The organism is Rhodoferax ferrireducens, assembly GCF_031458075.1.
Classification (GTDB): Bacteria; Pseudomonadota; Gammaproteobacteria; order Burkholderiales; family Burkholderiaceae_C; genus Rhodoferax_B; species Rhodoferax_B ferrireducens_A.
The window spans coordinates 53,478-72,442 of record NZ_JAVDXT010000007.1; the positions used below are offsets into that span (position 1 = coordinate 53,478).

The window sequence follows — 18,965 nt, forward strand, 5'->3', positions numbered from 1 at the left end:
GGCTTAGTCGGGAGCGCGCAGCTTGGCCACTTCGGCGTCCGTGGGCAGGTATTTGGCACCGTCGAGATAGGTGTAGTCCACCATCACGCCCTTGCCACCATCGTTCTTGGTCTTGCCGACGAAGGCGCCCATGGTCGACTGGTGGTCCTGGGCACGGTAGGTGATCTTGCCGAAGGGGCTGTCGACCTGCAAGCCCTGGAAGGCGACGGCCAGCTTTTCGGACTCGCTGCTCTTGGCTTTCTTCATGCCGGCGGCCAGCGATTTGATGGCGGTGTAGCCGACCACGGAGCCCAGGCGCGGATAGTCCTTGTACTTGCCGTGGTAGGCCAGGAAGAAGGCCTTGTGCTCGGGCGTCTGGATGCCGTACCAGGGGTAGCCGGTGACGATCCAGCCATTCGGTGACTCGTCTTTCAGCGGGTCCAGGTACTCGGGCTCGCCGGTCAGCACGCTGACCACTTCGCGGTCCTTGAACAGGCCGCGGGTATTGCCTTCGCGCACGAACTTGGACAGGTCGGCGCCAAACAGCACATTGAAGATCGCATCGGGCTTGGCATCGGCCAGGGCCTGGGCCACGCTGCCGGCATCGACCTTGCCCAGCGGTGTGGCTTGCTCGGCAACGAACTCCACATCGGGCTGCGCTGCCTTCAGCAGCTGTTTGAACGCCGCCACGGCCGACTGGCCGTATTCGTAGTTGGGGTAGACCACGGCCCAGCGCTTTTTCTTCAGTTTCACGGCCTCGGGTACCAGCATCGCGGCCTGCATATAGGTGCCGGGGCGCAGGCGGTAGGTGTACTTGTTGCCGCTGCCCCAGATGATCTTGTCGGTCAACGGCTCGCCGGCCAGAAAGAAGAACTTCTTCTGCTTGGCGAAATCGGTCATGGCCAGTCCGGTGTTGGACAAGAAGGTGCCCGTCAACACGTCGACCTTCTCGCGCGAGATCAGCTCTTCGGCTACGCGCACGGCGTCGCCGGGGTTGGCGTTGTCGTCGCGGGTGATCAGCTCGATCTTCTTGCCATTGACGCCGCCGCTGGCGTTGATCTCTTCGACGGCCAGCTCCATGCCTTTCTTGTAGGGCTCGAGAAAGGCCGGCTGGGCCTTGTAGCTATTGATTTCGCCGATCTTGATGACCCCCTGGGCCTGGGCCGTGGAGAGCATGGCCAGCGCGGCGGCACAGCTGGCGGTGTAGAGCAGAGGACGCAATAACTTCATGGCAAAACTCCTGGGGTCAAAAAAGAAAAGACACCTAACTTTCATGCACTTGGGGGCAAAGCCCCTGAGTCATGAAAGTGTTATTCACATTCAGCGCAGGCCGTCCTGACCGACGATCTCAGACACCTGCAAACCGCCGATACGCGGCAGCGGGCGGCCGCTGTCGGTGACGACCACGGCCACCACGATTTCATGGGCGCGGGGCGCATCCGACACCCGGGCTTCCATGGCGTCGAAATGGCTGCGTACAAAGGCCGCGTCCTTGTGGCCCAACGGCACATCCACTGCCGTACCCAGGCCACCAATCTTCTTGGCCGAAGGCACCAGGGCCGCGCCCTTCTCCACCGCCTTGCGCAGCGGTGCCCCGAGCTTAGGGTGCAGGATGGCGGCCGCGTGCTCGAGCTCGCCACCCTCGCCGACGATGGCGGCCTTGCCGTAGCTCTGCGCGGCACCGGGCGCAATGCCCAGGGCTTGCACGCATTTGTCGCCCAGCAGGCCGCCGAGTTCTTCGCCGATGGTGATCAGCTCGTCGAGGTTCTCGGAATAGCGGCCCGCGTAGGGGTTGGCGATGACGGCCATGGCCAGTGCACGGCGGGTGGGCGGTGTAATGGGCTGGCCCATTTCGATATGGACTTCATCGACCTGGACGATGATTTTTCGGATCGTGGCGGACATGGTGTGCTTCCTGGATGGTGTGTAGGTGACGCGCAGTTCAGCGCAGGCCGTCCCAGCGGGCGATGCCCTGGGGTTCGAGGCCGCCGACGCGGGCGTGGACCCGGGCACCGGAGGCCATGGCGAGGATGAAGACGATCTCGTCAGCGGCGGGTGCTCCGGGCACACGCACCTCGATGGCATCGAAGTGGCTGCGCACATAGGCGGCATTGATGTGGGTCAGCGGCACGTCCAGCGCGGTGCCGGGCGCGCCGACTTTCTTGGTCGACGGCACGATGGCCAGGGCGTTGCCCGGTTGGCCGGTTTTCTCTTCGGCCTGGCCTTTGGCGTAGGCATTGCGGTCGCCCTTCCAGCCCAGCAGTTCGCGCATGGCGTAGCCGCCGGGCACATGCCAGAGCGCGCCGTGCTCCAACTCGCCGGCCGCGCCGATGACCGCGCCCTTGCCGTAGCTGGCAATGCGCTCCACCGGCAACTGCATGGCGGCCAGCAGGCGGTGCGCCATATCTATGCCCACGTCTTGCAGCGCGTCCATCATCGGCAAGATGTTGGGCTCAAAGCGCCCGGCAAAGGGGTTGGTCAGCACCGCGCCGATGGCGCCGCGCAGCAGCGGAACCGCGGCCTCGGGGCCGAACTCATGGCGGATTTCTTCCACGTGGGTGAAGATGCGTCGGATAGAGATCATGGGTTGAATCGTCTTGTAAATTTCATTAAGCAAATACTGAACCAACTTGCGCGGCATCCTCGGCTGCCAGAGCGGGAAACACCCGCGTCTGCTGCCATTGCCCCTGGCACACCAGGGTCGCAGACCACAGCAAGCCAGCCCGCTGCAAAGCCTGCGCCTGGGCCAGCCCTGCCGCCAGTGCCCTGCGCACCAAGTCGGGGGGCAGCTGCGGCACCTCGGTGGTCACCGGCAGGCTGCCCAGATCGCTGTCGTCACGCAGCAGGCAAGCGGGCTGCCGCAGAATGCCTGGATGCTGCACATTCACCGCATTCGCCACCACCGTGGCGGCCGCATCGGCCTGCGCAGCGGTGGCGGCCAGCACGGTCACGCTGTCGGCAATCCCCAGCGAAAAACTGCGTCCGCGCCAGCCGCTGGTGGCGATGCCGCGCACCGGCAAGCCGTACTCCAGGCTAGCCTGCGCATCGGTGCGCAAACCCGCAGGGTCCGCCAGCGCCGCTCCCATGGCATCCAGGTCGGCAAACAACCCCACCCGCAGACTATGGCCCGGCGCCAGATGGAATGCAATATCGCCGCCGTTGTTCACCCAGGCCCGTTCTACACCCGGGCGCTGGTAGCAGGCAATCAGCTCTTGCGCCACGGCGCCGGCCACCGCTGCCATGGGCGTAATGAAATCCGCACGAAACGGAGCGCAAGCGATCCACATACGCTGCGCAACGGCACCTGACAGACGTTCATGGGCGCTGGGTAATGCGCCTTCCATAGGCAAGGCCTGGCGCAGAATGGGCAGCTCTGCCACCAGCTCCTGCAGCACGGTTTGAAAACGCAGCCATGCAGCCTGGTGGGCCTGGGCCACTGCCGAGGGCTCGCCGTTGGCGCCGACCACGATGTCGATGGGGCCGTGCTGGAAATGCCAGCGGCCATCGGACAGGGGAGCGCGTTGGGCAGTCATGGCGTGCGCTGTTTCAACCCAGCAGCGGCGGTTGGCCCAGGGGCCAGGCATTGGCCACAGGGTTCTGCACCCAGAGCCGCGCCGTAGGAGCGCCGTCGCTGTGCCATGCCCCTGTGCGCAAGGCCTGCTCCAGACTGCGCACATGGTCCATATGGCCGCCCAGTGCCCGGTAGTCATCCAAACGCAGGCTGAATTCGATGGGCGCGACGATGGCCGGCGTGGGCACGGTGCCGAAGCTCTTGTCGGGCATGCGCATCACATCGACCATCACCGTGATGCCACCGCCGGGCCACACATAGGCGGGCGCTCCGCCGCAGGTCACGTTGACCAGCGCCTGCTTGATAGCGCGGGTCAGCATCACCGGGTTCTCGGTCACGCCAGCGCGCAGGCTTCCGCCCGCACCGCCGAGGAACAGCACGGTGCACAGCGAAGGTTCGCAGTTTTCGCCTATGCGCTCGATGATGCGCTGCACGCTGGCCGGCATGGGCTGCTCCACGGGCTGCAAGGCGTCGTCCAGCACATACCAGGCCGCATGCTCGCCAGTGGTGGATGTCATCAGCAAGCGCATACCGGGCCGGGCCACTTCGGGGTCCCAACCTTCAATGATGGACAGCGGATCGGCAATATCGGTACCGCCCCAGCCTGTGCCGGGATTGGCTACCTGGAAGTAACGCCCAGGCGTGGATTTGCGGCCGCGCATCTGGATGCCCGATCGCGGCATGTCCAGACAACGCCCCGCCTGGTGCTCGGTCAGCACGCCGGTGATGTGGTCGTCGACCACCACCACTTCGTCGGCCTCGCCGAACAACTGCTTGGCGAATATGCCGACCGCCGCCGAACCGCAACCGACACGCATGCGCTGCTCTTCCACGCCGTTGACGATGGGCGCGCGCCCGGCCTGCACCACGATCTGCGAACCGCCGTCGATGGTTAGCTCCACCGCCTGCTTGTTGCCCAGGGCCTCCATCATCTGCACAGTGACGCGGCCCTCTTTCTTGCTGCCGCCCGTCAGGTGGTGCACGCCGCCCAGGGACAGCATCTGCGAACCGTACTCGGCCGTGGTGACATGGCCGACCACTTCGCCCTTGCAGCGCACATTGGCCTGCTCGGGGCCCAGGTAGCGGTCCGTGTCGATCTTGATCTTGAAACTGCAGTAGCTGAAGATGCCCTCGGTGACCACGGTCACCATGTCCACCCCCTGCGCCTGAGAGGCGACGATGAAGGGCGCGGGCTTGTAGTCGGGGTAGGTGGTGGACGAACCCACGCCGGTGACGAACACCTCGTCCGCCCGTAGCAGGTCGCCATTCCAGTCCGGGGCCACGTCTGCGGCAGAGAACGCCACCAGCGGTGCAGCTCCGTCCGATACCGCGCGGCGCAACAGCACAACCGGGTCGACCCGCACCAAGGTGCCGCCCTGGTTGGCATAACGGTCGCAAGCCCCGGCGCGCCCTTCGGATATCTGGCACAACACAGGACAGGCATTGCAGGCAATTTTGTCGGTCGCCATGCGCTCATGCCGCGGCACCGCCCGCTCCGGCGAAGGGGGCGCGCCACCATCCAGGGCAGGCAAGCCGTCAGTCTTCGTGTGTTCTGTCATCGTGGGGCACCAACCAAGCAGAGGTTATGAAAAGTACTTGTCCCGCAATCTCTATTTATGTAGCATTCACTGAACTTAAATGTTGCAAGCACTACATTTTTATGTGCTGGCAATTTAGCATAAGCATATGCACACCGCAACAGAAAAGACACTAGCCAACCCGCAGATTGCATCCTCTGTTTTCATCCACTTTCCACCACACACCATATGAGTGCATTCAACGAAGAGCGCGTGCTGAGCGTGCACCACTGGACAGACAAGCTGTTCACCTTCACCACCACCCGCGATCCGTCGCTGCGGTTTTCCAACGGCCACTTCACCATGATCGGCCTGAAGACCGAGACCGGCAAGCCGCTGCTGCGCGCCTACAGCATCGTCAGCGCCAACTATGAAGAACACCTGGAATTTCTGAGCATCAAAGTGCCCGACGGCCCGCTGACCTCGCGCCTGCAGCACATCCAGGTGGGCGACAGCATCATCGTCGGGCGCAAGCCCACCGGTACCCTGCTGATCGACTACCTGCTGCCTGGCAAGCGCCTGTATATGTTCTCCACCGGCACCGGTCTTGCACCATTCATGAGCGTGATCCACGACCCCGCGACCTACGAAAAATACGAGGAACTCATTCTGGTGCACGGCGTGCGCCAGGTGGAAGAACTCGCCTACCACGACCTCTTGACCCAGCACCTGCCCCAGCATGAGTTTCTGGGCGAGCTGGTGAGCAAGCAATTGCGCTACTACCCCACGGTGACGCGCGAAGCCTTCCACACCATGGGCCGCATTACCGACCTGATCGAGAGCGGCAAACTTGCCAAGGACCTGGGCCTGCCCGATCTTGACCCCGGCACCGACCGGGCGATGATCTGCGGCAGCCCGGCCATGCTGCGCGACCTGAAAATCAGCCTCGAAGAAAGCGGTTTCAAGGAAGGCAACACCTCGCGCCCCGGCGACTTCGTGATAGAACGTGCGTTCGCCGAACAGTAAGCACCACACCATGTCCAGCACCGCCAAATCCGGCCGCCAACCGGTTGCCAGCAAGAAAGCAACGGCAAGCAAGACCGGCAAAACCGCCAAGCCCGGCGTACGTGAGCAAAACGCCCAGGCCACGCGCGACAGCATCCTGCGCGCCGCCACCAAGGTCTTTGCCAAACACGGCTACGACGGCGGCAGCGTGGAGAAAATATCCACCGCCGCCAAGTCCTACGACCGCATGATCTACTACTACTTCGGCAGCAAGGAAGGCTTGTATATCGAGGTGCTGGAGGGCATTTACCGCCGCATGAACGAGGCCGAGTCGCGCCTTGCGCTGGACGTGGCCCAGCCACTGGAGGCGCTGCGCGCGGTGATCCGCTTTGTGCTGGACTACTACCGCAAGCACCCGGAGTTCATCACCCTGCTGAACACCGAGAACCTGCACAAGGGCAAGCACATCGCCAAGTCGCTGCGGGCCCGCGAGTACTCGTCGCCGGCGATCGCCATCCTCGGCGAGATCATGCAGAACGGCGTCGCCCAAAAGCTGTTCCGCGACGACCTGCAGACCCGCGACGTGTATCTGCTGATCGCCTCGCTCGGCTATTTCTACCTGTCCAACCGGTACACCTTGTCCGCCTTTCTGGGCGACAACCTCGAAGCCCCCGATGCCTTGGCCCACTGGGAAGGCTTTGTGCTCGACACCGTGCTGCGCACCGTGACCCGGTAGCCGCCCCATACAACCACCCCACGAAAGAACACCATGGCAGAAGCAATCGCCGGCGCAAAGTCGGGCAAGGTCGTCATCCAGAATATTGGTCTGCTGCTGTCGGGCGACATCGACCAGCCCATCCTCGATGCAGACACCATCGTCATCCATGACGGCCTGATCGTCGCTGTCGGCAAGGCCAAGGACTGCGACACCAGCGAGGCCCGCACCACCATCGACGCCCGCCAGACCTGCGTAGCCCCCGGCCTGATCGACAGCCATGTGCATCCTGTGTTCGGCGACTGGACCCCGCGGCAGAACCAGCTGGGCTGGATCGACTCGACCATGCACGGCGGCGTCACCACCATGGTTTCGGCCGGCGAAGTGCATTTGCCGGGCCGGCCCAAGGACATCGTCGGACTGAAGGCCCTGGCCATCACCGCGCAGCGCGCATTCGACAACTTCCGCCCCGGCGGCGTGAAGGTGATTGCCGGCGCGCCCATCATCGAAAAAGGCATGGTCGAGCAGGATTTCAAGGACCTGGCCGATGCCGGCGTCAGCCTGTTGGGCGAGGTCGGACTGGGCTCGGTCAAGGCTGGCTACGAGGCCCAGCAGATGGTGGCCTGGGCGCGCAAGTACGGCATCCAGAGCACCATCCACACGGGAGGCCCGTCCATCCCCGGCTCGGGCCTGATCGACAAGGACGTGGTGCTGGAGGCCGACGCCGACGTGATCGGCCACATCAACGGCGGCCACACCGCGTTGTCCGAAGCCCATGTGTGCGAGCTGTGCGAGAAGTCCTCGCGCGCCATCGAGATCGTGCACAACGGCAACGAGAAGGTCGCCATCGCCGCGGCCCAGGCCGCCCTGCAGCTCAAATGCCCGCACCGCGTGATCCTCGGTACCGATGGCCCGGCCGGATCGGGCGTACAGCCGCTGGGCATGCTGCGCATGGTGGCCCTGCTGTCCAGCCTGGGCAATATTCCGGCCGAGCTGGTGTTCTGCTTCGCCACCGGCAACACCGCGCGCATCCGGAATCTGAACTGCGGCCTGGTCGAGGTCGGCCGCGCCGCCGACTTCGTCTTCATGGACAAGGCCCAGCACTCGGCCGGCCGCGACCTGCTCGACAGCGTTCAGCTCGGCGACCTGCCCGGCGTCGGCATGGTGATGATCGACGGCATCGTGCGCTGCGAGCGCAGCCGCAACACACCGCCCGCCACCAACGTGCCGGTGGTCTTGCCGCACTGAGGGCACGCACCTCCACACGGGGTGGCTCCCGTAAAATCGCAGCTCTTGCTTGATAACTACAAGCCTCTAGGCTGCCCCCATGATCCGCATCTCCGAACTCAAACTCCCCCTCGACCATGCCGAGGGCGCGCTACCCGCCTTGGTCGCCCACACCCTGGGCCTGCCCGCCGAGCAGATTGCGCGCTTCACTATCCACAAACGCAGCTTCGACGCCCGCAAGGCAACGCTGATGCAGGTCTACATCGTCGATGTGGCGCTGGTGGATGCGGCGCAGGAAGCTGACCTGCTGCGGCGCCACCCCGACAACCCCCACCTGCGCCCCAGCCCCGACATGGCCTACTACCCCGTTGGCCAGGCGCCCGCCGACGTGCCTGTACGCCCCGTGGTCGTAGGCTTCGGCCCCTGCGGCATCTTCGCAGCGCTGGTGCTGGCGCAGATGGGCTTCAAGCCCATCGTGCTGGAGCGCGGCACCACGGTGCGCCAGCGCACCCAGGACACCTGGGGCCTGTGGCGCAAGAACGTGCTCAAGCCCGAGAGCAATGTGCAGTTCGGCGAAGGCGGCGCCGGCACCTTCTCGGACGGCAAGCTGTACAGCCAGATCAAGGACCCGCGCTTTCTGGGCCGCAAGGTGATGCATGAGTTCGTCAAGGCCGGCGCGCCCGAAGAAATCCTGGTCGCCGCACATCCGCACATCGGCACCTTCAAGCTGGTGAAAGTGGTGGAAAACCTGCGCGAGCAAATCATCGCCCTGGGGGGCGAAATCCGCTTCGAGCAGCGCGTCACCGATGTGCAGATCGAAGACGGTCCCGATGGCAAACACATGCGCGGCCTGACCGTGCTGAACCAGGCGACGGGCGAGAGCTACGCGCTGCGCGCCGACCAGGTGGTGCTGGCGCTGGGCCATAGCTCGCGCGACACCTTTTCCATGCTGCATGCGCGCGGCGTGTATGTAGAGGCCAAGCCCTTCTCCATCGGCTTCCGCATCGAGCACCCGCAGAGCCTGATCGACCGCGCACGCTGGGGCCAGCATGCCGGCCATCCGCTGCTGGGCGCGGCCGACTACAAGCTGGTGCACCACGCAAGCAATGGCCGTGCGGTCTACAGCTTCTGCATGTGCCCGGGCGGCACCGTGGTGGCTGCGACCAGCGAACCCGGCCGCGTGGTCACCAACGGCATGAGCCAGTATTCGCGCAACGAACGTAATGCGAATGCCGGCATCGTGGTCGGCATCACGCCCGAAGACTATCCGCAGGATGCCGCCGCCCTGCGCGCCGCACTCGGCGACACGGTGGATACGACCCTGCCGCCCGGCCACGCCGTGCACCCGCTGGCCGGCATCGTGCTGCAGCGCAAACTCGAATCCAATGCCTATCTGCTGGGCGGCAGCAGCTACGAAGCGCCGGGCCAGCTGGTAGGCGACTTCATCGCCAACCGCGCCTCCAGCCAGTTGGGCGCGGTCGAGCCCTCGTACAAGCCTGGCGTGCGCCTGGGCAGCCTGGCCGAGGCCCTGCCCGGCTATGCGATCGAGGCCATCCGCGAGGCGCTGCCAGCCTTCGGCCGCAAGATCAAGGGCTTTGACCTGCCCGATGCGGTGCTGACCGGCGTGGAGACCCGCACCTCGTCACCACTGAAGATGACCCGCGGCGACGACTTCCAGAGCCTGACGGTGCGCGGCCTCTACCCCGCAGGCGAGGGCGCGAGCTACGCCGGCGGCATCCTGTCGGCCGGGGTAGACGGCATCAAGGTCGCCGAAGCGGTGGCGCGCAGCCTGCTGGGCTGACGGCGCCGCACCCGCAGCCAGGCCGGCTGCGGGTGGAATTTATAAGAAATAGGCCTCCAGCGCTTATTGAGCCTGCGGTAGCAGCTACTTTTAAGATAGCAAACAACACCTGGCTGCTGCCTGTGTGCAAATCCGCCCGACCGCGCACAGGCATGGACATGGCCTTTTTCCCCCTTGCCCCCTGTTGCGTCTTACATCTGGTTTCCATTCGCTGGCCCAGGTTTTGCTTAGACAATTCTGTTTTCTTGCATACCTGTATAGACAACTTGACAATCCCAACAAAATAGCGTTCTTCGCACCTAAATGCACACGGAACGTCACCAGTTTGGTGCCCTGAAGTACCGAAATGGCGCTTGCAGGGTAATCCTGTATATACATGTTCGCAGCTGAACATCGAAAATCGGGGCTTGCAACGTCTTTGGGACGTGGCATAGCCTGCAAGTTCACCTTTTTTCTCGAACCCACAGGAGAGTCCACCATGGCAAAGTCCGTCAAGAAATCCCCCGCAGCCTGGGCCACCAGTGCCTGGGCCGTGGGCGCCTGCATGGCCGCCCTGGCGGGCAGCGCGCAGGCCCAGGACACCAAGCTGGTGCTGGGCATGTCGGGCTGGACCGGCTTTGCACCGCTCTCCCTGGCCGACAAGGCCGGCATCTTCAAGAAGAACGGGCTCGACGTAGAGATCAAGTTCATTCCGCAAAAAGACCGGCACCTGGCGCTGGCGGCCGGCGCCATCCAGTGCGCAGCCACCACGGTGGAAACCCATGTGGCCTGGAACGCCAACGGCGTGCCCATCGTGCAAATCTTCCAGATGGACAAGTCCTACGGCGCCGACGGCATCGTGGTGCGCGGCGACATCAAGAGCTTTGCCGACCTCAAGGGCAAGACCATAGGCGTGGACGCGCCCGGCACCGCGCCCTATTTCGGCCTGGCCTGGATGCTGAACAAGAACGGCATGACGCTGAAGGACGTGAAGCTCACCACCCTGGCGCCGCAGGCGGCGGCCCAGGCCTTCGTGGCCGGCCAGAACGACGCTGCCATGACCTACGAGCCCTATCTGTCCACCGTGCGCGAGAACCCGGCCGCCGGCAAGATCATGGCCACCACCCTCGACTACCCGATGGTCATGGACACCGTGGGCTGCGCGCCCACCTGGCTGAAGGCCAATGCCAAGGCCGCCAAGGCCCTGACCAACGCCTATTTCGAAGCGCTGGAGATGATCAAGGCCGACCCGGCCAAGTCCAACGAACTCATGGGCTCGGCGGTCAAGCAGACCGGCGAGCAGTTCGCCAAGTCCTCCGCCTTTCTGCGCTGGCAGGACAAGGCCGCGAACCAGAAGTTCTTTGCCGGCGAAATCACCGCCTTCATGAAGGATGCCGAAAAAATCCTGCTCGAAGCCGGCGTGATCCGCAAGGCGCCCGAGAACCTGGCCGCCACCTTCGACGACAGCTTCATCAAGTAAGCCGCGCCACAGCACGCCACCATGGACGCCATCCCAGTTCCCGCCCACCTTCCGCAAGCGCCGCGGCGCCTGCGCAGCCGCCGCTTCGCACCGCTGGAGCCGGTGGCCGCGCGCACGCGCTGGCTGCTGGGCGTGGGCTTCTTCGTGCTGTTCGTGCTGGTCTGGGCCGGCTTCACCCTGGGTGGCCTGGTCTCGCCCACCTTCCTGGCCAGCCCGGCCACCATGGCGCGCGAAGGCTGGCTGCTGTTCACCGAATACAACTTCCTGCACGACATCGGCATGACGGTATGGCGGGTGTTCGGCGGCTTTCTGCTGGCCAGCGTGATCGCCGTGCCGCTGGGCATTGCCATGGGCGCCTACAAGGGCGTGGAAGCCTTCTTCGAGCCCTTTGTGTCGTTCTGCCGCTACCTCCCGGCCTCGGCCTTTATCCCGCTGCTGATCCTGTGGGCCGGCATCGGCGAGATGCAGAAGATCCTGGTGATCTTCATCGGCTCGTTCTTCCAGGTGGTGCTGATGGTGGCCGTCACCGTGGGTAGCGCCCGGCGCGACCTGGTGGAGGCCGCTTACACCCTGGGCGCCAGCGACAGCGGCGTGGTGCGGCGCGTGCTGGTGCCGGGTGCAGCACCGGGCATCGCCGAATCCCTGCGCCTGGTGCTGGGCTGGGCCTGGACCTATGTGATCGTGGCCGAGCTGATCGGATCAAGCAGCGGCATAGGCCACATGATCACCGACAGCCAGGCGCTGCTGAACACCGGGCAGATCATCTTCGGCATCATCGTCATCGGCATCATCGGCCTGGTATCCGACTTCGCCTTCAAGGCCATCAACCGCCGCCTGTTTGCCTGGAGCAGCATCTGATGAGCGCGCTCTCCATCCAGGGTGTATCCCGCATTTTTGAAACCGGCCAAGGCCAGCGCACCCAGGCCCTGCTGCCGGTGGACTTCAACGTCCACGACAACGACTTCGTCACCATCCTCGGCCCCTCGGGCTGCGGAAAATCCACGCTGCTGCGCATCGTCGCCGGGCTGGAGCGGCCCAGCACCGGCCGGGTGATGCTGGACGGCCAGCCGGTGGACGGCCCGGGCGCCGACCGCGGCATGGTGTTCCAGAGCTACACCCTGTTCCCCTGGCTGACGGTGGCGCAGAACATCCGCTTCGGCCTGCGCGAGCGCGGCATGGCCGAGGCCGCGCAAAAGGAGCGCTGCGACTACTTCATGGCCAAGGTCGGCCTGCGCGGCTTCGAGCACCACTTTCCCAAGCAGCTGTCGGGCGGCATGCAGCAGCGCACCGCGATTGCGCGCGCCCTGGCCAACGACCCGAAGATTTTGCTGCTCGACGAGCCCTTTGGCGCGCTCGACAACCAGACCCGGGTGCTGATGCAGGAGCTGCTGCTGGGCATCTGGGAATCTGCGCGCAAGACCGTGCTGTTCGTCACCCACGACATAGACGAAGCCATCTTCATGGCGAATCGGGTGGCGGTGTTCAGCGCCCGGCCGGGCCGCATCAAGTCCGATATCGCGGTGAATTTGCCGCACCCGCGGCACTACACGGTCAAGACCTCGCCCGAGTTCATGCAACTCAAAGCCCGCTTGACCGAAGAAATCCGCTCCGAGTCCATGGCCGCGGCACACTAGTGCCCTCAGCAAGACCTCATAAAGCCATGTCCTCCAAACTCTCCCTCGTGCGCCCCACCACCCGCAACAAAGCCAGCGGCGTCGACGCTGCGCAGCTGCCGCAAAACGTCGCCCTGTACCAGCAGATCAAGGACTTCATCGCCAGCAAGATCCAGGACGGCACCTGGAACGCCGGCGACCGCCTGCCGTCCGAGAACGACCTGGTGGTGCAGTTCGGCATGTCGCGCATGACGGTGAACCGCGCGCTGCGCGAGCTGGTCGAGCAAGGCCGCATCAAGCGCATCGCCGGCGTCGGCAGCTTTGTGGCCGACGAGAAACCCCAGGCCAATCTGCTGCAGATCGTCAGCCTGGCCGAAGACATACGCCGGCGCGGCCACGACTACCAGTGCAATGTGGTTACGGTAGAGCGCGTGTCGGCCAGCCTGGAAATCGCCTCGGCCCTGGGCCTGGGCACCGGCGAGTCGGTGTTCCACACCGTCTGCGTGCACCTGGAAGACGGCGTGCCCATGCAGCTGGAAGACCGCTACGTGAACCCCCGCGTGGTGCCCGACTTCATCCAGCAGGACTTTCACCGCGAACAGCCGTCCGACTTTCTGGTCCGCACCGTGCTGTTCGACCAGATGGAGCATGTGGTCGACGCGGTGCTGCCCACCGCCGCCCAGGCCAGCCTGCTGCAGATGGATGCCCACCTGCCCTGCCTGCTGTTGACCCGCCGTACCTGGACCCGCGAAACCCCAATCACCTTGGTGCGCTGCCTGCACCCCGGCACGCGCTACCGGCTGGGCAGCCGATTCCGAACCGACGGCAACGCCGTCACGTCCTGAAGTAAAGCCATTCGACAGCGCTGTTTCAAAACTAAAACTACTTGTATATACAGGAGAGCCTATGACAACCACCATCCACACCCTGCGGCCCGGCCAGGTCGACCTGCCCTTGCTGCGGGCCATCCACGCCGGCGGCGTCCAGCTGGCACTGGCACCCGAGACCCGCGCCGGCCTGCTGGCCTCGCAAGCCACGGTGCAACGCATCGTTGCCAATGACGAAGTGGTCTACGGCATCAACACCGGTTTCGGCAAGCTGGCCAGCACCAAGATCGCGCCCGACCACCTGGCCGACCTGCAGCGCAACCTGGTGCTGTCGCACAGCGTGGGCACCGGCGAGCCGCTGGCCGCGCCCGTGGTGCGACTGGTACTGGCGACCAAGGCCGTGAGCCTGGCGCGTGGCCACTCGGGCGTGCGGCCCGAGCTGGTCGATGCGCTGCTGGCCCTGGCCAATGCCGGCCTGCTGCCGCGCATCCCGGCCAAGGGCTCGGTCGGCGCCTCCGGCGACCTGGCGCCGCTGGCCCATATGGCCTGCGTGCTGATCGGTGAAGGCCAGGCCAGCACGCCCGAGGGCGAAATCATTTCCGGCCGAGAGGCCATGGCCCGCATCGGCCTGGACCCCTTTGTGCTCGGCCCCAAGGAAGGCCTGGCCTTGCTGAACGGCACCCAGGTGTCCACCGCGCTGGCGCTGCACGGCCTGTTCGGCACCGAGAACGTGTTTGCCGCCGCCTTGGTGTCGGGCGCCTTGTCGCTGGAAGCGGTACAGGGCTCGATCAAGCCCTTCGACGCACGCATCCACGCCGCCCGCGGCCAGCCCGGCCAGATCGCCGTGGCAGCCGCCGTGCGCACCCTGCTGGATGGTAGCGAGATCGTGCCTTCGCACCCCGACTGCGGCCGGGTCCAAGACCCGTATTCGATACGCTGCATCCCGCAGGTCATGGGCGCCTGCCTGGACAACCTCACGCATGCTGCCAAAGTGCTGCAGACCGAGGCCAACGCCGCGTCCGACAACCCTTTGGTGTTCGACAACGGTGACGTCATCTCCGGCGGCAACTTCCACGCCGAGCCCGTGGCCTTCGCCGCCGACATCATCGCCCTGGCCGTGGCCGAAATCGGCGCGATCGCCGAGCGCCGCCTGGCCCTGCTGCTGGACACCGGCCTGTCGGGCCTGCCGCCCTTCCTGGTGCGCGACGGTGGGCTGAATTCGGGCTTCATGATGGCCCAGGTGACGGCCGCCGCCGTGGCCTCCGAGAACAAATCCCTGGCCCACCCGGCCAGCGTGGACAGCCTGCCGACCTCCGCCAACCAGGAAGACCATGTGTCCATGGCTACCTTTGCCGCGCGCCGCCTGACCGAGATGGTGAACAACACCGCCATCGTCATCGGCATCGAAGCCATGGGCGCAGCGCAAGGCATGGAACTGAAACGCGACAACATGGCCCCCACGCTCGGCGCTGACGCGTCCTCGCTGCCCCCCGAGGGGACGCAGTCTGCCTTGGGGCGGCCCGGCGGCAGTCTGAAGAGTTCCCCGCTGGTCGAAGCCGCGTTTGCCGACATCCGCCAGCGTGTCGCCTTCCTCGACCAGGACCGCTTCCTGGCCAACGACATCGAAGCCATGCGCCTGTGGGCCCACCGCAGCGACTGGCCCGCCGCCCTGCTCACCATTTTGCCCAGCCATATTTCTGCCTAAGGAGACCACCATGACCCAACAAGACACCCGCTTTGACGCCAGCCGCGAAATCCGTGCCCCGCGCGGTACCGAACTCAGCTGCAAGAGCTGGCTCACCGAAGCCGCCTACCGCATGCTGCAAAACAACCTCGACCCCGAGGTCGCCGAAGACCCGAAGAACCTGGTGGTCTACGGTGGCATCGGCCGGGCCGCGCGCAACTGGGCCTGCTTCGACCAGATCCTGGCCAGCCTGCGCGAACTGAACGACGACGAAACCCTGCTGGTCCAGTCGGGCAAGCCGGTCGGCGTGTTCAAGACCCACGCCAACGCCCCCCGCGTGCTGATCGCCAATTCCAACCTGGTGCCCAAGTGGGCCAACTGGGAACACTTCCACGAACTGGACCGCAAGGGCTTGTTCATGTACGGCCAGATGACCGCCGGCAGCTGGATCTACATCGGCAGCCAGGGCATCGTGCAAGGCACGTTCGAGACCTTTGTCGAAGCCGGCCGCCAGCACTACAACAACGACCTGGCCGGCAAGTGGATCTTGACCGCCGGCCTGGGCGGCATGGGCGGCGCCCAGCCGCTGGCCGCCACCCTGGCCGGCGCCGTGTCGTTGAACATCGAATGCCAGCAGAGCAGCATCGACTTCCGCCTGCGCACCCGCTACGTGGACAAGCAAGCCAAGGACATCGACGACGCACTGGCGCTGATCGCACACCACTGCGAACGCAAGGAAGCCGTGTCCATCGCCCTGCTGGGCAATGCGGCCGACATCCTGCCCGAGCTGGTGCGACGCGCCAAGGCCGGCGCCATCAAGCCCGACCTGGTGACCGACCAGACCTCGGCCCACGACCTGGTCAACGGCTACCTGCCCACCGGCTGGAGCGTGGCCGACTGGAAGGCCGCGCAAAAGAACCCGGCCCAGCACGCTGCGCTGACAGCGGCCGCCGCCCAAAGCTGCGCCGTCCACGTGCAAGCCATGCTGGACTTCCAGGCCATGGGCATCCCCACGGTGGACTACGGCAACAACATCCGCCAGGTGGCTTTCGACGTGGGTGTGAAGAACGCCTTCGACTTCCCCGGCTTTGTGCCTGCCTACATCCGGCCGCTGTTCTGCGAAGGCAAGGGCCCGTTCCGCTGGGTGGCCTTGTCGGGCGACCCGGAAGACATCTACAAGACCGACGCCAAGATCAAGGAACTGTTCCCGAACAACCACCACACGCACCGCTGGCTGGACATGGCACGCGAGCGCATCAGCTTCCAGGGCCTGCCAGCACGCATCTGCTGGCTGGGCCTGGGCGAGCGCCACATCGCCGGCCTGGCTTTCAACGAGATGGTAAAGAACGGCGAACTCAAGGCCCCCATCGTCATCGGCCGCGACCACCTGGACACCGGCTCGGTGGCCAGCCCGAACCGCGAAACCGAATCCATGATGGACGGCACCGATGCCGTGTCCGACTGGCCGCTGCTGAACGCGCTGCTGAACACTGCCGGCGGCGCCACCTGGGTCAGCCTGCACCACGGCGGCGGCGTCGGCATGGGCTATTCGCAGCACTCGGGCATGGTCATCGTGGCCGACGGCAGCGATGCCGCGGCCGAGCGCCTGGCCCGCGTGCTGGTCAACGACAGCGGCTCCGGCGTGATGCGCCACGCCGATGCCGGCTACGAAATCGCTATCGCCACCGCCAAGAAGCAAGGCCTGAACCTGCCCATGGTGAAGTAAAGGAAATGTTCCCCCCAGGCTTCGCGCACTACGTGTCGCTTTCGCCAACCCCTCAGGGGCGATACCAGCGGCCCGGCAAAGCCGGTTCCGCGGTATCCCTGGAAGGGGTTGCAACTTAGATTGCTCGTATTTTCATAGCTGCTGGCGCTTATCGATATTGCGCCAGCGGCAGTTTTCATCCAAATTCCCGCCTGTCCCTCAACCCTCTGAAAGTGAAACCATGAAGACCTCGCAACTCCTCTCCGCCAGTCTGCTCGCCCTGGGCTTGCTGGCCAGCGCCGCCCCCGTCCAGGCCAAGGACTGGAAGACCGTCACCATCGCCACCGAAGGTGCTTACGAACCCTGGAACCTGACCCTGCCGGGCGGCAAGCTCGGCGGCTTTGAGATCGACATGATCGAAGACCTGTGCCCGCGCATGAAGATCACCTGCAAGCTGGTGGTGCAGAACTGGGACGGCATGATCGCCGGCCTGAAAGCTGGCAAGTACGACGTGATGATGGACTCCATCGTCATCACCGACGAGCGCAAGAAAGAAGTCGCCTTCTCCGCGCCCTACGCCTCCACCTCGGCCAGCTTTGTTGCCGCCAGCGGCAAGCTGCTGCCCGAAGCCAAGGGCGACACCCTGAAGCTGGGCACCGACGCCAAGACCGTGCGCGCCGCCGTCGAGCCGCTGCGCGCCGCACTCAAGGGCAAGACCATAGGCATCGCCTCCGGCACGGTCTACACCAAGTTCATCGACGAGCACTTCAAGGACATCGCCACGGTGCGCGAATACAGCGCCTCGGCCGACACCATGCTCGACCTGAAGGCCGGCCGCATCGACGCCGCGTTCGACGACGTGACCCTGATCAACTCCATCCTCGCCAAGCCCGAGAACAAGGGCCTGGCCTACAGCGGTCCGAAGATCGGCGGCCTGGTGTTCGGTGAAGGCGAAGCCCTGGGCTTCCGCAAGGCCGACGCCGACCTGAAAGCCCTGTTCGACGTGGCCATCAAGGCCGCGCTGGCCGACGGCACGATGAAGAAGCTGTCGCTGAAGTGGTTCAAGACCGACCTGACCCCCGCCACGCCTTAATTCCTCAGCAAGCCACAGTCACCTAGACACCGGAGAAACCGCCATGGAACTATTCGAAATGTTGGGCTTTAGCGAGCAGGGCTGGGGTTCCGCCCTGCTGCTGGCCACGCTATTGACTGTGGCGCTGACCTTGTGCGGGCTGCTGGTCGGCTCGGTATTCGGCGCGCTGGTGGCGGCCGCCAAGCTGTCGCCGCGGCGCGGCCTGCGCAGCGTGGGCGAGCTGTATTCCACGGTGTTCCGCGGCATCCCCGAGCTGCTGGTGATCTACCTGTTCTACTTCGGCGGTTCAACCCTGATCACGGCCATCGGCCAGTGGTTTGGTGCCGAGGGCTTTATCGCCACGCCGCCGTTTCTGGTGGGCGCGCTGGCCGTCGGCATGATCTCGGGCTCGTACCAGGCCGAGGTGTACCGCGGTGCCTACCTGGCCGTATCGCAGGGCGAGCTGGAGGCCGCGCGCGCCATCGGCATGCCCACGCTGATGCTGGCCCGGCGCATTTTGATGCCTCAGATTTTTCGTTTGTCGCTGCCCGGCCTGGGCAACGTCTGGCAGATGAGCCTGAAGGACTCGGCCCTGATCTCCGTCACCGGCCTGGCCGAGCTGATGCGCACCACCCAGATCGCCGCCGGCTCGACCCGCCAGTACTTCACCTTCTACATCGTCGGCGGCATCCTGTACCTGCTGCTGACCGGCATGTCGAACCAGGTATTCGGACGTGCCGAGCGCCATATGGGCAAATCGCAACGCCGCAACTTCGCTGCAGGTAACTGA

General features: G+C 65.0%; 17 protein-coding genes. 12 read left to right on the top strand and 5 right to left on the bottom strand.

The genetic code is table 11. From position 1 onward, the window contains the following. Positions 1-3 precede the first annotated feature (3 nt). The 5 genes from J2X19_RS24490 to J2X19_RS24510 all read right to left on the bottom strand — a co-directional run bounded on the left by J2X19_RS24490 (position 4) and on the right by J2X19_RS24510 (position 5,109). Positions 4-1,209, bottom strand: a complete 1,206-nt coding sequence (locus J2X19_RS24490) for an ABC transporter substrate-binding protein (protein ID WP_116608299.1) — start codon at positions 1,207-1,209, stop codon at positions 4-6. Positions 1,210-1,299: 90 nt separating this feature from the next. Further along, positions 1,300-1,884 (bottom strand): amino acid synthesis family protein, encoded by a 585-nt coding sequence (locus J2X19_RS24495; RefSeq protein ID WP_310377092.1) that lies wholly within the window; start codon positions 1,882-1,884, stop codon positions 1,300-1,302. Between the two features lie 37 nt (positions 1,885-1,921). Then, positions 1,922-2,563: an amino acid synthesis family protein gene (locus J2X19_RS24500; RefSeq protein ID WP_310377093.1), complete on the bottom strand. Its 642-nt coding sequence runs from the start codon at positions 2,561-2,563 to the stop codon at positions 1,922-1,924. A 25-nt stretch (positions 2,564-2,588) separates the two neighbouring features. Next, the gene (locus J2X19_RS24505) at positions 2,589-3,512 is read right to left on the bottom strand and encodes a UPF0280 family protein (protein WP_310377094.1); all 924 of its coding nucleotides are present in this window, start codon (positions 3,510-3,512) and stop codon (positions 2,589-2,591) included. A gap of 13 nt (positions 3,513-3,525) precedes the next feature. Further along, entirely contained in the window at positions 3,526-5,109 is a 1,584-nt protein-coding gene (locus tag J2X19_RS24510; protein ID WP_310377095.1) for a 6-hydroxynicotinate reductase, read from the bottom strand. A gap of 207 nt (positions 5,110-5,316) precedes the next feature. Here J2X19_RS24510 and J2X19_RS24515 point away from each other — a divergent pair, with 207 nt between their 5' ends. From J2X19_RS24515 to J2X19_RS24570, 12 genes are all read left to right on the top strand, one after another. Next, positions 5,317-6,093, top strand: coding sequence for a ferredoxin--NADP reductase (locus tag J2X19_RS24515; RefSeq protein ID WP_310377096.1), 777 nt, complete (start codon positions 5,317-5,319; stop codon positions 6,091-6,093). Between the two features lie 10 nt (positions 6,094-6,103). Beyond that, entirely contained in the window at positions 6,104-6,808 is a 705-nt protein-coding gene (locus J2X19_RS24520; RefSeq protein WP_116608293.1) for a TetR/AcrR family transcriptional regulator, read from the top strand. A gap of 33 nt (positions 6,809-6,841) precedes the next feature. Continuing rightward, positions 6,842-8,035 carry an amidohydrolase family protein gene (locus J2X19_RS24525; protein ID WP_310377097.1) on the top strand — a complete coding sequence of 398 codons (1,194 nt, stop codon included), beginning with the start codon at positions 6,842-6,844 and terminating at the stop codon, positions 8,033-8,035. Positions 8,036-8,114: 79 nt separating this feature from the next. Beyond that, the gene (locus J2X19_RS24530; RefSeq protein WP_310377098.1) at positions 8,115-9,815 is read left to right on the top strand and encodes an NAD(P)/FAD-dependent oxidoreductase; all 1,701 of its coding nucleotides are present in this window, start codon (positions 8,115-8,117) and stop codon (positions 9,813-9,815) included. Between the two features lie 478 nt (positions 9,816-10,293). Beyond that, complete coding sequence (locus tag J2X19_RS24535; RefSeq protein WP_310377099.1) at positions 10,294-11,274, top strand: ABC transporter substrate-binding protein; 981 nt, start codon at positions 10,294-10,296, stop codon at positions 11,272-11,274. Positions 11,275-11,295: 21 nt separating this feature from the next. Continuing rightward, a complete protein-coding gene (locus J2X19_RS24540; protein WP_116608289.1) occupies positions 11,296-12,132 on the top strand; it encodes an ABC transporter permease in 837 nt (278 codons plus the stop codon). Further along, entirely contained in the window at positions 12,132-12,908 is a 777-nt protein-coding gene (locus J2X19_RS24545; RefSeq protein WP_310377100.1) for an ABC transporter ATP-binding protein, read from the top strand. Before J2X19_RS24540 ends, J2X19_RS24545 begins: the two co-directional genes overlap by 1 nt. Before the next feature lie 26 nt (positions 12,909-12,934). Then, positions 12,935-13,732, top strand: coding sequence for a histidine utilization repressor (gene hutC / locus J2X19_RS24550; RefSeq protein ID WP_310377101.1), 798 nt, complete (start codon positions 12,935-12,937; stop codon positions 13,730-13,732). Positions 13,733-13,793: 61 nt separating this feature from the next. Next, positions 13,794-15,419: a histidine ammonia-lyase gene (hutH, locus tag J2X19_RS24555; protein ID WP_310377102.1), complete on the top strand. Its 1,626-nt coding sequence runs from the start codon at positions 13,794-13,796 to the stop codon at positions 15,417-15,419. 10 nt (positions 15,420-15,429) lie between these two features. Next, positions 15,430-17,124, top strand: coding sequence for a urocanate hydratase (hutU, locus tag J2X19_RS24560; RefSeq protein ID WP_310377103.1), 1,695 nt, complete (start codon positions 15,430-15,432; stop codon positions 17,122-17,124). Positions 17,125-17,344: 220 nt separating this feature from the next. Then, entirely contained in the window at positions 17,345-18,196 is an 852-nt protein-coding gene (locus J2X19_RS24565) for a transporter substrate-binding domain-containing protein (RefSeq protein ID WP_310377104.1), read from the top strand. Between the two features lie 43 nt (positions 18,197-18,239). Next, positions 18,240-18,965, top strand: coding sequence for an ABC transporter permease (locus J2X19_RS24570; protein WP_310377105.1), 726 nt, complete (start codon positions 18,240-18,242; stop codon positions 18,963-18,965).

Excerpts from the sequence above, each read along its gene's own strand:
- J2X19_RS24565 (WP_310377104.1), top strand. The coding sequence starts at position 17,345 with ATGAAGACCTCGCAACTCCTCTCCGCCAGTCTGCTCGCCCTGGGCTTG.
- J2X19_RS24505 (WP_310377094.1), bottom strand. The coding sequence starts at position 3,512 with ATGACTGCCCAACGCGCTCCCCTGTCCGATGGCCGCTGGCATTTCCAG.
- J2X19_RS24545 (WP_310377100.1), top strand. The coding sequence starts at position 12,132 with ATGAGCGCGCTCTCCATCCAGGGTGTATCCCGCATTTTTGAAACCGGC.
- hutC (WP_310377101.1), top strand. The coding sequence starts at position 12,935 with ATGTCCTCCAAACTCTCCCTCGTGCGCCCCACCACCCGCAACAAAGCC.
- J2X19_RS24510 (WP_310377095.1), bottom strand. The coding sequence starts at position 5,109 with ATGACAGAACACACGAAGACTGACGGCTTGCCTGCCCTGGATGGTGGC.
- J2X19_RS24540 (WP_116608289.1), top strand. The coding sequence starts at position 11,296 with ATGGACGCCATCCCAGTTCCCGCCCACCTTCCGCAAGCGCCGCGGCGC.
- J2X19_RS24520 (WP_116608293.1), top strand. The coding sequence starts at position 6,104 with ATGTCCAGCACCGCCAAATCCGGCCGCCAACCGGTTGCCAGCAAGAAA.
- hutH (WP_310377102.1), top strand. The coding sequence starts at position 13,794 with ATGACAACCACCATCCACACCCTGCGGCCCGGCCAGGTCGACCTGCCC.
- J2X19_RS24535 (WP_310377099.1), top strand. The coding sequence starts at position 10,294 with ATGGCAAAGTCCGTCAAGAAATCCCCCGCAGCCTGGGCCACCAGTGCC.
- J2X19_RS24495 (WP_310377092.1), bottom strand. The coding sequence starts at position 1,884 with ATGTCCGCCACGATCCGAAAAATCATCGTCCAGGTCGATGAAGTCCAT.
- J2X19_RS24570 (WP_310377105.1), top strand. The coding sequence starts at position 18,240 with ATGGAACTATTCGAAATGTTGGGCTTTAGCGAGCAGGGCTGGGGTTCC.
- hutU (WP_310377103.1), top strand. The coding sequence starts at position 15,430 with ATGACCCAACAAGACACCCGCTTTGACGCCAGCCGCGAAATCCGTGCC.
- J2X19_RS24500 (WP_310377093.1), bottom strand. The coding sequence starts at position 2,563 with ATGATCTCTATCCGACGCATCTTCACCCACGTGGAAGAAATCCGCCAT.
- J2X19_RS24515 (WP_310377096.1), top strand. The coding sequence starts at position 5,317 with ATGAGTGCATTCAACGAAGAGCGCGTGCTGAGCGTGCACCACTGGACA.
- J2X19_RS24530 (WP_310377098.1), top strand. The coding sequence starts at position 8,115 with ATGATCCGCATCTCCGAACTCAAACTCCCCCTCGACCATGCCGAGGGC.
- J2X19_RS24490 (WP_116608299.1), bottom strand. The coding sequence starts at position 1,209 with ATGAAGTTATTGCGTCCTCTGCTCTACACCGCCAGCTGTGCCGCCGCG.
- J2X19_RS24525 (WP_310377097.1), top strand. The coding sequence starts at position 6,842 with ATGGCAGAAGCAATCGCCGGCGCAAAGTCGGGCAAGGTCGTCATCCAG.